Raw genomic sequence first — 12269 nt, forward strand, 5'->3', positions numbered from 1 at the left:
GCGTTCACTGCAGTGTGCGCGAACCCACCGGATCACCGGTCAGCCGGTGATCGCACGAGCGGCACCCGAGGACGCCGGGACCACCCCGACGGACGTGACGAACGCCTCGCCACCCCTGCGGGTCTGACGGCCTGGTGGAGCCGCTGCGAGCGTGGAGTGATGAAGGCACTCACCTGGCAAGGCAAGCGCGACGTCCGCGTCATCGACGTCCCGGACCCCATGATCGAGGAGCCGACGGACGCGGTCATCAAGGTCACCTCCACGGCGATCTGCGGATCCGACCTCCACCTCTATGACCCGCTGGGCCCGTTCCTCTCGCAGGGAGACGTGCTCGGCCACGAGACGATGGGCATCGTCGAGGCGGTCGGCCCCGACGTCACGCACATCGCCGAGGGTGACCGCGTGGTCATCCCGTTCAACATCTCCTGCGGACACTGCTGGATGTGCGAGCGCGGCCTGATGGCCGCCTGCGAGACCACCCAGGTCCGCGCCCAGGACAAGGGTGCCGCCCTCTTCGGCTACACCGAGCTCTACGGCTCGGTGCCCGGTGGCCAGGCCGAGTACCTCCGCGTGCCGCAGGCGCACTTCGGCCCGATCAAGGTTCCCGAGGGAGTGGCCGACGAGCGCTTCCTCTACCTCTCCGACATCCTGCCGACCGCGTGGCAGGGCGTGGAGTACGCCGAGGTGAGCGAGGGCGACACCCTGCTCGTCATGGGCCTCGGCCCGGTCGGCCAGCTCGCGACCCGGATCGCCCAGCACCGCGGCATCCGCGTGCTGGCCGTGGACCCCGATCCGTTCCGCGCGGGCGTGGCCCGTCAGCGCGGCGTCGAGATCGTCGAGGCCACCAAGCCCGAGGAGGTCGCCGCCGCCGTCAAGGACCTCACCGGTGGCCGCGGCGCGGACGGCACCCTCGACGCGGTCGGCATGGAGGCCCACGGGACCCCCATCGCCGAGACCGCGATCAAGTCCGTCGGGCTCCTGCCCGACGCCGTGGCCAAGCCGCTGATGAAGACCGTCGGCATCGACCGGCTGGGCGCCCTGCGGGCCGCCATCTCGTCGGTACGCCGCGGCGGCACGGTGTCGATCTCCGGCGTCTACGGCGGGATGAGCGACCCGTTCCCGATGATGGAGATGTTCGACAAGGGCATCAGCCTGCGGATGGGCCAGTGCCACGTGAAGCGGTGGATCGACGACATCGTGCCGGTGGTGATGGAGGACGGCGACCCGCTGGGCCTCGAGACCCTCGCGACCCACCGGCTGCCCCTGGCGGAGGCGCCGGCGGCGTACCAGATGTTCCGCGACAAGGCCGACGACTGCCTCAAGGTGGTCCTCAAGCCGTGAGCGGGGTGGACGTACGCGCCTGGCTCCCGCAGCCGCGCGGCGCGATCTCGGGGGCAGTGGCCGCGACGCTGGTCCGGCGCCCCCGGGTCGTGCACCTCGCGCCGGACGTGGAGGACGCGCTGGCCGCCCTCGACGACGCGGCGGGATACGTGCACGACGAGGACGCCCAGCTCGCGCTGTGGATGCTGCTCGAGCTGCACCACCGCGGCTTCGCGGGGGTCGACGACGCGTGGGAGTGGCACCCCGAGCTCGCCCGCATCCGCGCGGTGCTGGGGCGCCGGCTCGAGGAGGTCGTGCACGCCGAGGTGGCCACCGCGATCGACGACCAGGTCCCGGCGATGGTGCGCGAACCGGCGGACACCTTCTTCGCGCTCGTCGGTGACGGCAGCGGCTCGACGCTGGCCCGCCACGTGCGGCGCCGCGCCACGCTGGAGCAGTGGCGCGAGCTGCTGGCCCTCAAGTCGGTCTACCAGCTCAAGGAGGGCGACGCGCACTCGTGGGCGATCCCGCGCGCCCACGGTGCCGTCAAGGTCGCGCTGACCGAGATCCAGTACGACGAGTACGGCTCGGGCGACCCGGCCCGGCAGCACGCGACGCTCTTCGCTCAGGCGATGGAGGCGAGCGGCGTGGACGCGACGTACGCCGCCCACGTCGACCGGGTGCCGGCTGTCGTGCTGGCGGTCAACAACTTCATGGCCGTGTGCGGGCTGCAGCGTCGGCTGCTGGGCGCCACGCTGGGGCACCTCGCGATGTACGAGGCGACGAGCTCGCTGCCGCACGGGATGTACGCCGCCGCTGCCCGGCGGCTGGGACTGCCCGAGGAGGTGGCGGACTACTTCGACGAGCACGTCACGGCCGACGCCATCCACGACCAGATCGCGGTGCGCTCGATGTGCGCGCCGTTCGTCGACGGGGACGCCGACCGGGCCGAGCAGGTGCTCCTCGGGGCGTTGGGCGGGGCCTGGCTCGACGACCAGATGGCCGACGTGGTGCTGGCCGCGTGGGCCGAGGACCGCAGCGCCCTGCTGCCGGCGCCGCCCGGACATCCGCGGGGAGGCACGCCCCGGTTGCAGGTCTGTCCCGACGGACCGGTGCTGGTGCGCGGCGCGGACGAGTGGGTCGGAGGGGACGGTCAGGTGCACACGCTCACCCGGCCCGTCACCGCGGTGTGTCGCTGCGGCGGATCGGCGCAGCAGCCGTGGTGCGACGGGACGCACAAGGTCAAGAGCTGACACGGTGCCCCACGGGGGATTCGCGCGAGACCGGGCCGCACTAGAGTTGCCGCTCGGCGAAGGGCGGGAGCAGATGGATCAGATCGGCGACAGCTTGCTGAGGCTGGCGATGCAGCACTCGCCGGTCGGCATGATGCTGGTGTCGCCGGCGGGCGAGATGCTGGCGGTCAACGACGCCGCCTGCGGGATGCTCGGCTACGACCGCGCGGAGCTGCTGCGGACGTCGTGGCAGGACATCACCCATCCCGAGGACCTGGCCTCCGACGTCGACGTCGTCGCCGACGTGCTGGCGGGTGAGCGGTCGTCGTACCGGCTGAGCAAGAGGTACGTCCGCAAGGACGGCTCGCTGCTGTGGGGCGACCTGTCGGTGGCGCTGCTGCGCGACGACGACGGCACCCCGCTGTACTTCATCTCCCAGATCCTCGACGTGAGCGAGCAGCGCGAGGCCGCCCAGCACATCGCGGAGGCCAACGCCACGATCGAGAAGCAGTCGCGGTCCGTGGCGGCCATCTACGACGCCGTCGACGTGGGACTGGTGCTCGTGGACCGGTCGGGCCGCTACGAGCGGGTCAACCGGCGCCACCACGACTTCATGGCGCTGGCCTACCCGGAGGGCCACCACGGGATGGCCGGCCAGAGGGGGGAGGTCTACGAGGCGGACGGGGAGACCCTGATGGCCCGCCAGGACCTCCCGTCGTACCGCGCCACCATGGGCGACGAGTTCGACGACGTGCGGCTGTGGGTGGGCTCGGACCCCGCGACCCGGCGGGCGCTGTCGGTCTCGGCGCGTTCCACCCGGCGACCCGACGGCACCCTGACCGGCGCGGCGCTGGCCTACAAGGACGTCACCGACTACATGCGGGCCCTGGCGGTCAAGGACGAGTTCGTCGCCTCGGTGTCCCACGAGCTGCGCACGCCGCTCACCTCGGTGCTGGGCCACCTCGAGATGCTGGCCGGGCGCGAGGACCTGCCCGCCGACGTGCGGGCACAGCTGGCCGTCGTCGACCGCAACGCCGCGCGGCTGCAGATGCTCGTCTCCGACCTGCTGTACGTCGCGCAGGAGGCCGACGCGTCCCTCCAGGTCGTCCGGGTGGCGGCCGACGCGGCGGGGATCGTGCGCGAGGCCGTCGAGGCGGCCCGGCCGTTGGCGAGGGCGGGCAAGATCTCCCTGTCCGTCGACCTGCCGGACTCGCGCGTCGCGCTCTTCGACCCGCAGCGGCTGCGCCAGGTCGTCGACAACCTGCTGTCCAACGGCATCAAGTACACCGACGCCGGTGGCGAGGTGCTGGTCCGGCTGCCGGTGGACGAGGACCGTCTGGAGGTGCAGGTGTCGGACAACGGCATCGGCATCGCCCCCGACGACCTCGAGCGCCTCTTCTCGCGCTTCTACCGCGCCGACACCGAGCGGGTCCGGCTCACGCCCGGAACCGGCCTCGGGCTCAGCATCGTCCGCTCCATCACCGAGGGCTGCGGGGGAGGCGTGCGCGTCGAGAGCGAGGTGGGGGTGGGCAGCACCTTCACCGCCTGGATCCCGTACGTCGCCGCGGGCGACGACTGAGGGTCGTCAGGCCGACGCGACATGCTTGTCCTCGTGGTCGCTCGTGACCGGCGGTGTCTCCTGGCGACGGGCGGCACCCCGGACCCGCGCGGTGCGCCGCGGGATCTGGTTGAGGACGATCCCGAGGGGCCGGGCGCGGACCGCGTGGAGGTGCTCGATCGCCGTCTTGAGCTCGTCGTCTCGGGTGCCTCCGGCACTCACGACCACCAGCGCCCCATCGGTGAGGTGGGCGACGATGGCGGCATCCGTCACGGGCAGGAGAGGTGGGGCGTCGATGATCACCATGCCGCGACCGGAGAGCTCCGCTATGAGTGAGCGCATCGCGTCGGACCCGAGGATCTCGCTGGGATTCGACGGTCGGTGACCCGCGGTCAGCACGCTCAGGCCCGCGATGTCCGGATCCTTGCGGAGGACAGTGTCCAGCCTCGCGCGATCTGTCAGCACCTCAGTGAGGCCGTCGCCGTCGTCGAGACCGCGGGAGTGGGCGAGGTCGTCGCCAGAACCACGTAGGTCGGCGTCGATGACGGTGACACGCTGGCCGGTCAGTGCGATGGCTGCAGCGAGGTTCAGAGCGACGGTTGTCTTGCCATCGCCATGATTCGCGCTGGTGACGACTACGGACCGTGGCTGGCCCTCCGCGTCCATGTACGACAGGTTCGTCCGCATCCTGCGCACCTCTTCCGCGGCCTGTGCTGAGAGGTCTGCACCTTGTGCGGTGACAAAGAGCCCACTGGCTCCATCGAGCTCAGGCAGGGAGCCGACGACCGCCACCCCGGACGTGCTCTCGACCCGCTCCAGTGAACGCAGCCGGCGGTCAAGCAGAGTGCGAACGAAGGCGTAGGCAATACCGAGGATGGCGCCCAGTAGTGCGCCGAGGAGGACGGTTCGCGCGACGTTGGGAGAAACGGGGCTGCTGGGGAGAAGTGCGGAGTCGGAGACTTCTAGCCGCAGACCATCGTTGTCCCCGCCCGACTCGACGTCGGAGACCCGCTCCGCCAGCGCCGAGATCCACGCGTCGGCGAGCTCCTTTGCGCCATCTGGCGTCGAGGCGCGAGCGCTGACGTTGACCAGTACCGTCTCGGGCGTCTGCGCAGCATCGATGTTGCCGACAAGGGCTTCGGGAGTGGTGTCGAGATCAAGATCCTCGATGACCAGGGACGCCGTTTCGCGATCCTTCGCGAGACCAACGTAGGAGGCGGCGCGGGACTTGCCCAGCACGTCGTTGATGTTGTCCAGGTTCGGGTCACCGCCCGGGCCGGAGGTGACGAAGCCGGAAGTCGTGGCGACATATACCTGGGGCTGCACGCTGCTGTAGACGAAGGCGGCGACGGCACAGGCGATCGTCGTCGCGGTGATTGCGATCCAGTGGTCGCGCAGCACGCGTAGGTAGTCGGCCAGATCCATGGAGTCGTCCTTGTGGTGGGAGGCGGGCGGGCTGCCTCGTTCGAGTCTAGGTGAGGTGTGCCCTCCCAGCTCAGTTCGGGCGCTCCTCGCCGGAAGCCGCCCCGGCCTGTCGCGTGCGACTCCGTGCGTGCCGCGCGTGGGAGTCGTGTGGCGCCACAGCGAGGCCAGTGACGGAGGGCTGTCTAGAGTCACGGCCAGGGAGAGGGGGTCTGATGGACGAGTGGGGCGACGGTCCACCGCAACGGCCCCCGGCGGGCTCTGTCCCTCTCGACGGGACCTCCGGTCCGGGTCGGGTGCCACGAGTGGGCCTCGACGTACGCCGCGCGGCCTGGGGCGTCGTCCTTGTGGCGTACGTGGTCGCCCTGGTCACCGTGGTGCTCGCCCCGAGCGCCCCCGCGCCCAACAGGGTCCTGGCGGAGCTGATCGAGCGGGCCGTGGCCGCCGGCGCACCGCCCCAGCCGACCGACCACGTCATCGAGGTGCTGCTGAACCTCGCGCTGACGGCTCCGCTGACCGTCCTCGCCTCGCTCGTGTGGCCCCGGCCGAGCTGGCGGGACTGGACCGCCTGGGCGTTCCTGGTCTTCAGCGCGGTCGAGCTGGTCCAGGGACTGCTGCTGCCCGCACGCGACGGGTCCTTCTCCGACATCGTGGCCAACACCGGCGGATGCTGTCTGGGGGCCGTTCTCGTGGTCGCGCTGCGTCGCGCGACCGGTCGGGGGGACCGCTCCGACTGATCAGGAGCGCGCGGACCGCTTGCGCGTCCCGGTGGCGGCTGTGGTGTCGACGTAGTCGTCCGGCGCGTATCCGTAGTGGGCGTAGTTGCCTGCCCCCACGTTGCGTCGCGAGACGCGGTTGAGGATGACGCCGAGCGGCCGCGCGTGCACGGCGTGGAGGTGCTCGATGGCCGAGGTCAGCTCGGTGTCGAGGGTGCGACCGGCGCTCACCGTGACGAGGGCGCCGTCGGTGCTGTGGGCCACGATCGCGGCGTCCGTGACCGGCAGCAGCGGCGGGGCGTCCAGGATGACCATGCCGCGGGAGGCCAGCTCGGCGACGACGGACCGCATGGCCTGCGAGCCGAGGATCTCGCTGGGGTTGGGTGGGCGGCTGCCGGCGGTCAGCACGGTCAGGCCGGCGATCTCGGGGTGCTCCTGCACCGCGTCCGCGAGCTCGACCCGGCCGGCGAGCACGTCGGTGAGGCCGACGGTGTCGTCGAGGCCGAGGGTGCGTGACACGTTGGGACGCCGCAGGTCGCAGTCGACGAGGGTGACGCCCTGGCCCGACAGGGCGATGGCCGCGGCGAGGTTGGCCGCCAGGGTCGACTTGCCGTCGCCCTGCTTGGGGCTCGTGACGACGATGGCGCGCGGCGGGTTGTCGACGTCCATGTAGGAGAGGTTGGTCCGCAGCCGGCGAATGGCCTCTGCCGCCTGGGCGGCGGTGCCGACGCCTGACGCCGTGACGAACAGGTGCTCGTGCTTGCCCAGGTCGGGCACCGAGCCGACGACGGCGAGCTTGGAGGCGCGCTCGACGTCCTCGGTGGAGCGCAGCCGGCGGTCGAGGAGCGTGCGAGCGACGGCGTAGCCGGCGCCGAGGAGGGCTCCGAGGAGGGCGCCGATGAGGACGTTGCGCTCGACCCGGGGCGAGATGGGGCTCGTCGGCAGCTGGGCCGACTCGGAGACCTCGATCCGCATGCCCTGGTCGCTCTTGCCCGACTCGATGTCGGAGACGCGCTGTGCCAGGGCCCCCACCCACGCATCGGCGAGCTCCTGGGCGTCATTGGGCGTGCCGGCCCGGGCAGTGATCTGGATGATCACGGTCTCGGGCGTCTGGCTGGCCTCGATGTTGCCGACCAGCGCCTCGGGGGCCACGTCGAGCCCCAGGTCGTCGATGACGATGGACGCGGTCTCCCGGTCCTTGGCCAGCACGACGTATGACGCCGCGCGCGACTTGGACAGGGTGTCGTTGAGGTTGTCGAGGCCCGGGTCGCCGCCCACGCCGGACGTCACGAAGCCGGACGAGCTCGCGGCATAGACCTTGGGCTGGAGGCTGCTCCAGCCGAACGCGAGCGCCGCCGCCACGATCACCATCGCCGTCATGGCGAGCCAGTGGTTGCGCAGGATGCGCAGGTAGTCGGCCAGTTCCATCGAGTCGTCCCTGTGGTCGGAAGAGGGCGATCGCCCGCCGCGAGTCTAGGTGCGACGCCGGGTCCTGCGCGGGGCTTCGGGGACTCCGTTACTGGACCAGACCGAAAAACCACGGCACGTGCACAGGTCGGTCTCGCGGCAGGCACGGATCGCCCACAGGCGGCTCCGAGGCGTCCCGCGGAGGTCTACTCGGAGCCCTCGGGGACCAGATCACCGACCAGTCCGGGGGGACTACACCATGACTCACTTCTCAGCAGCTCCGACACGACGCACCGTCCTGCGAGCCGCGGCGTGGACCGCGCCGGCCGTCACCATCGCCGTGGCGGCACCCGCCCTCGCATGCTCGCCCGGCACGCCGTGCGGCACCGCCGGTCCGCTCACGATCGTCCGGCAAGGCACGGTCCTCCGGTTGACCACCACCCTGACGACGGACCAGGCGCTCACCGGGGTCTCCGCCGTCGTCACGCTCAGCTACGTGGGGGCCAACGACACCCGTGTCACGTCGACGACGGTCAGCGCCCCGTGGGCGACATCCGGACACGGCGTCGCATCGGCCACCTTCACGGCGGCCGCGCTCGACAGGGGTGACATCTCCTTCAGCCCGCGGATCAACCTCGACAACACGTCCTTCGACAGCGTCAGCGTCAGCGTCACCTTCACCTGGGCGGGCAACACCCAGGGCGTGACGACGTCCGGGACGTACGCCAAGGACGCCAGCCTGCCGTGACGGGCCGGGTGGGAGTGCCACGGGCAGGGTGTGGCGCTCGATCCACCCGTGAGTAACGCAGGTGGCCCGCGGTCTGGACCAGTCCTCGACGGGGCGTGCACAGGACGGTGCACGAGCGTGCACGGGTGCTCCACACCGGCGATCGGCAGGTGGTCACGACGGTCTACTCAAGGCCTCGGGACCACCTGCCACGTCGACTTCGATCACGAGGGACCCACCCATGAGCACGCAGCCCCGCCTCGCACCCACCCGCCGTACCGTCCTGCGCACCGCTGCCTGGACCGCTCCCGCCGTGTCCATCGCCGTGGCCGCCCCGGCCTTCGCGACCGGCTCCGAGATCGCCACGCCGACCGCCACCGCCAGCACCAGCGGCTCCACCCGCGACGGCCGGGTGCTCACGCTCAAGTCCGTCCTGACGCCGGACAACCTGGCGATCACGGGCCTGACGGCCACGGTCACCGTCGACACGGGCACGATCGAGTCGATCACCACGCCGGACGGCTGGACGTTCAGCGGGATGTCCGGGAGCACCGCCACCTTCACCTACAACGGCACCGCGCTGGCCAACACCGCCACGCCCTTCAACCCCGTGGTGACGCTGGTCGGCAACCCGACCTCGACCGTGACCTCGACGATCGGATTCGCCTGGACCGTCTCCGGGACCGCCTCGGTCACCATCCCGCTCGCGTACGTCGCCCCCGCGGCCGGCATCGTCGCGACCGGTACGGCGCGCAAGTACAGCGACTCGGTCAAGCCCAGCATCAAGCACGTCGAGTGGAAGCTGCGGCTGACCAACACCTCGTCGACCCAGACCATCGAGCAGCTCAACCTGGACTTCGCCTGGTCCGGCGACACCGCCAAGAGCCCGGCCACCGCCCTGACGGTGACCACGGCGGGACGCACCTGGACCACGACCGTGGCCGGCCTGCTGGCAGCGCTCTCCAGCACCGCCAACCAGACCGTCAGCGGCTGGAGCCTGGCGCCCGGCGCGACCATGGACATCACGGCGGACTTCGTCAACACCGACAACTCGGCCGGGTCGCTGGGCGTGATCGTCAAGTCCGGCACGAGCCAGGTCACCCAGCTCCTCAACGTCGGCTACTGAGCAACCCTCACCCGGCGTCCAGGACGTGGTGCTCGACGAGCTCCACGACCTGGGCCCGGGTCAGCTCGAGGGCGTCGAGCGGTGGGGCCGGCGGTCCGAACTCATCCACGACCGTCGCCGTGAGCTGCTCGAGGGTCGTGCTGCCCGTCACCGGCGTGGCCGTCAGGATGACCGTGGCCATCTCGGAGAGCACGACGACCTGTCCCCGTACGAAGACTGCCGCGCGACCGTCCGCCACCAGTGCGTCGAGCAGCTCGCCGCGTCGTACCCTCACCGCCGGGCTCCCAGGAGTCGGGACAGGAGCGGTGACAGGTCCGCGGACTCGCGGTAAGTGACCCGGTGGGCGCCGCCGGCCAGGTCGACCAGGTCGGCGAGCCGGTGCAGTGGTCGCTCGAGCCGGGCCAGGTAGGAGTTCTCGGGCGTCAGCGCCGCCAGCGCGTCCACCAGCGCGAGCGGGTCGACCCGGGGCTCGCCCTCGTGGTCGACACGCCTCTCGATCACGAGGAGTGCCGCCAGGCGGGCCTCGGTGTCCGTCGTCAACAGCCCCAGCTCGCTGGGTGAGCGTTGCGTCTTGAGGTGACCGCCCTCGATCACCGACAGCGGCTTGCGGTAGGGCAGGACGTGTCCCTCGGCAGTGATCGCCGACGTCTCGTCGGACAGGTAGACCATCGACCGGCCAAGGGTCGCGGCGGCGGTGGTCTTGCCGGTCCCCGAGGGCGCCACCAGGACTGCGGTCGCCCCGGTGACGGGGTCGGCCAGCGCCGCCGCGTGCAGCATGACCAGCTCGCCGGCCCGGCGGTCGATCATGCGCGTGGTCACCACGGGGGAGAGGTAGTGGAGCACCTCGCCGAGCGTCGCACCGGTGACGTCACCGGCGGTCGCCGGTCCGACCGCCACGCGCAGGGTGATGGGGGTGCCCCGGACCTCGGGGGAGACCGCGTCACGCCACGCGCTGTGCACGGCCTGCGCGAGCTCGGCTCCGACGACCTCGAGAGCGACGTCGACCCCGAGGCCCCTCACCACCAGTCGGGTGACTCGCTCTTCGTCTGGGACCGGCACGCGGTCACCCTACGAGAGGCGTGCCGCGGTGTCCCGAGGATCGCGGGGAGGGGAGTGCCCGTCGGACGGCTCGCCCGCCCGGGCCGCCCGCGCCCTCTGGAGGAATGCCGTCGCACGCCGGCCCAGCACGCGGGGGACGACCACGGCCGCGTGGGGTGACGCCTCCTGGTAGGTGAGCCACTCCGGCAACGCGCTGTGCGACAGGTGGTGCCACAGGTCGGCCCTGCTCGCACCGGCCCAGCGGAGCGCTCGCACCCCGCGGACCAGCGCCAGTCCGGGAACGCGGGTGGGCTGGTGCGTCGCCGCTCCGGTGGCCTGCCGGCGCATCGTGGCGTCCCAGACCCGGGCCGCCTGCTCGGCGGCCTCGGCAAGGACGGGCGGGGCGTGGCGAGGCATGCCGAGCATGCGGACGGCCAGGCCGACGGTCAGCAGCTGGTCCTGGTGCAACGGGCGATCGACGCCGTCCCAGGTGCGGGGGTCGGCGATGAGACGGTGCACGTCGACGATCCCCCTCATCCAGTGCCAGCCGTCCTTGGCGGCGTGCGACGCCGAGTGGGCCAGCGCGTCGTACGGCGACAGGGTCGGGACCTCACGACCGAGCACGTCCACCCAGGCCCTGCGGGCCCACAGCGTGTCGAAGTCCGGGAAGGCGGAGCGTGCCGGGCCGAGGTGCCAGTGCAGGTCGACCATGCTGGTCGGGGACACGAGCGCGAGCTCGTTGTTGGTGCGGACGAAGTGGCGCCAGGCCCAGCTCGACCCCGGCGAGGGGTAGCCCCCGGCGGGCGACCACCCGGCGGCGACCAGCACCCGGTGCGCCCGCTCGAGGTCTGCGGGAGGCACGAGCAGGTCGAGGTCGCCGGTGCCGCGGGCGGCGACGTCACCGTGGGCCTGGACCGCGAGGGGCAGCCCCTTGAAGCAGATGCACCTGATCCCGGCGTGGTCGAGCCGGTCGAGCACGCGTGCGAGGTCGTGGGCGAGCAGGTCGACCGTCGCGCTCTGCTGCCGGTCGACCGCCGCAAGCCCTGCTGCCGAGGCAGCCGGTAGGGCGAGGCGGTCCGACGACCTGGCGAGCGTCGGTGTCACGCGGTGCCGCTCGCTCGCGGCGAGCAGCTGGGTGCCCGAGACGCCGTCCGGCAGGGACCACCGGTCCGGCGAGGGAGACATCACGTGGCGCAGGCAGCTGCGCAGTGCCGCCACCGAGGCGGCGGTGACCGGTGCGCCCGCCGTCGCCTCGTCGGTGACCAGCAGACGGTGTGCCACCAGGTCGTGCACCTGGTGCTGGACCACGTCCAGGGCCTCGAGCGGCGCAGGCGGCCTGCCCACGGAGGCGACCACGGCGTCGGTGAGCTGCTCGAGACTCACCGCGCCGTCGAGGGGCGTGGCCTCCAGGATGGCGGCGGCGACCTCCGAGAGCGCGATGACCTGGCCGTCGACGAGGACGGTCGACGTGCCGTCCTCGTCCCGGACCATCTCCAGGGCTCCGCGACGGACCCTCATCGATCGGCGTGACGGACCGGGTCAGGGAGCATGGCTCGAGGGTAGGGGAGGACCGGGACTCCCGTGGGCACGACGGTGTCGATCCGCCGGCCGGGCGCCGTGGTCCCTTCTACCCAAGTTCGCCGCACGAGGGGAACAAGTTGTTAAAGCCACGACGACGACGAGGCTCCGCCTCCTAGCGTGCACGATGCCGGGTCACCGCCGG

General features: G+C 71.8%; 11 protein-coding genes. 6 read left to right on the forward strand and 5 right to left on the reverse strand.

Annotated elements, in window-relative coordinates; genetic code table 11:
• Window positions 1–159: 159 nt before the first annotated feature.
• The 3 genes from ASG94_RS12950 to ASG94_RS12960 all read left to right on the forward strand — a co-directional run bounded on the left by ASG94_RS12950 (window position 160) and on the right by ASG94_RS12960 (window position 4131).
• Entirely contained in the window at window positions 160–1341 is a 1182-nt protein-coding gene (locus ASG94_RS12950; protein WP_056926856.1) for a zinc-dependent alcohol dehydrogenase, read from the forward strand.
• Window positions 1338–2573, forward strand: coding sequence for an iron-containing redox enzyme family protein (locus ASG94_RS12955; protein WP_156411572.1), 1236 nt, complete (start codon window positions 1338–1340; stop codon window positions 2571–2573). Before ASG94_RS12950 ends, ASG94_RS12955 begins: the two co-directional genes overlap by 4 nt.
• A 73-nt stretch (window positions 2574–2646) precedes the next feature.
• Complete coding sequence (locus ASG94_RS12960; protein WP_056926858.1) at window positions 2647–4131, forward strand: sensor histidine kinase; 1485 nt, start codon at window positions 2647–2649, stop codon at window positions 4129–4131.
• A gap of 6 nt (window positions 4132–4137) precedes the next feature.
• On the opposite strand, the gene ASG94_RS12965 is transcribed toward ASG94_RS12960, so the two are convergent.
• Window positions 4138–5535 (reverse strand): polysaccharide biosynthesis tyrosine autokinase, encoded by a 1398-nt coding sequence (locus tag ASG94_RS12965; protein ID WP_056926859.1) that lies wholly within the window; start codon window positions 5533–5535, stop codon window positions 4138–4140.
• A gap of 293 nt (window positions 5536–5828) precedes the next feature.
• Between ASG94_RS12965 and ASG94_RS12970 the strand changes: the two genes are divergently transcribed.
• The gene (locus ASG94_RS12970; protein WP_162260813.1) at window positions 5829–6269 is read left to right on the forward strand and encodes a VanZ family protein; all 441 of its coding nucleotides are present in this window, start codon (window positions 5829–5831) and stop codon (window positions 6267–6269) included.
• Here the strand turns inward: ASG94_RS12970 and ASG94_RS12975 are convergent, their stop codons facing one another.
• Window positions 6270–7676, reverse strand: coding sequence for a polysaccharide biosynthesis tyrosine autokinase (locus ASG94_RS12975; protein WP_056926861.1), 1407 nt, complete (start codon window positions 7674–7676; stop codon window positions 6270–6272). It lies immediately after the preceding gene.
• Between the two features lie 238 nt (window positions 7677–7914).
• Between ASG94_RS12975 and ASG94_RS12980 the strand changes: the two genes are divergently transcribed.
• Both ASG94_RS12980 and ASG94_RS12985 read left to right on the forward strand, forming a co-directional pair.
• Window positions 7915–8403, forward strand: a complete 489-nt coding sequence (locus ASG94_RS12980) for a hypothetical protein (RefSeq protein ID WP_056926862.1) — start codon at window positions 7915–7917, stop codon at window positions 8401–8403.
• Window positions 8404–8623: 220 nt separating this feature from the next.
• The gene (locus tag ASG94_RS12985) at window positions 8624–9508 is read left to right on the forward strand and encodes a hypothetical protein (protein ID WP_056926863.1); all 885 of its coding nucleotides are present in this window, start codon (window positions 8624–8626) and stop codon (window positions 9506–9508) included.
• 7 nt (window positions 9509–9515) lie between these two features.
• On the opposite strand, the gene ASG94_RS12990 is transcribed toward ASG94_RS12985, so the two are convergent.
• From ASG94_RS12990 to ASG94_RS13000, 3 genes are read right to left on the reverse strand one after another with little or no spacing between them, the layout of a single operon-like run.
• The gene (locus ASG94_RS12990; protein WP_056926864.1) at window positions 9516–9782 is read right to left on the reverse strand and encodes a hypothetical protein; all 267 of its coding nucleotides are present in this window, start codon (window positions 9780–9782) and stop codon (window positions 9516–9518) included.
• Window positions 9779–10567: a hypothetical protein gene (locus ASG94_RS12995; RefSeq protein ID WP_156411573.1), complete on the reverse strand. Its 789-nt coding sequence runs from the start codon at window positions 10565–10567 to the stop codon at window positions 9779–9781. The genes ASG94_RS12990 and ASG94_RS12995 overlap by 4 nt, the downstream gene beginning before the upstream one ends.
• 9 nt (window positions 10568–10576) lie before the next feature.
• The gene (locus tag ASG94_RS13000) at window positions 10577–12064 is read right to left on the reverse strand and encodes a nucleotidyltransferase family protein (protein WP_082624165.1); all 1488 of its coding nucleotides are present in this window, start codon (window positions 12062–12064) and stop codon (window positions 10577–10579) included.
• Window positions 12065–12269: the final 205 nt, after the last annotated feature.

This window comes from Nocardioides sp. Soil805 (assembly GCF_001429625.1).
Classification (GTDB): Bacteria; Actinomycetota; Actinomycetes; order Propionibacteriales; family Nocardioidaceae; genus Nocardioides.

Bases quoted from the DNA above. Each gene is read 5' to 3' on its own strand.
- ASG94_RS12950 (WP_056926856.1), top strand. From the start codon at position 160: ATGAAGGCACTCACCTGGCAAGGCAAGCGCGACGTCCGCGTCATCGAC.
- ASG94_RS12960 (WP_056926858.1), top strand. From the start codon at position 2,647: ATGGATCAGATCGGCGACAGCTTGCTGAGGCTGGCGATGCAGCACTCG.
- ASG94_RS12965 (WP_056926859.1), bottom strand. From the start codon at position 5,535: ATGGATCTGGCCGACTACCTACGCGTGCTGCGCGACCACTGGATCGCA.
- ASG94_RS12975 (WP_056926861.1), bottom strand. From the start codon at position 7,676: ATGGAACTGGCCGACTACCTGCGCATCCTGCGCAACCACTGGCTCGCC.
- ASG94_RS12980 (WP_056926862.1), top strand. From the start codon at position 7,915: ATGACTCACTTCTCAGCAGCTCCGACACGACGCACCGTCCTGCGAGCC.
- ASG94_RS12985 (WP_056926863.1), top strand. From the start codon at position 8,624: ATGAGCACGCAGCCCCGCCTCGCACCCACCCGCCGTACCGTCCTGCGC.
- ASG94_RS13000 (WP_082624165.1), bottom strand. From the start codon at position 12,064: ATGAGGGTCCGTCGCGGAGCCCTGGAGATGGTCCGGGACGAGGACGGC.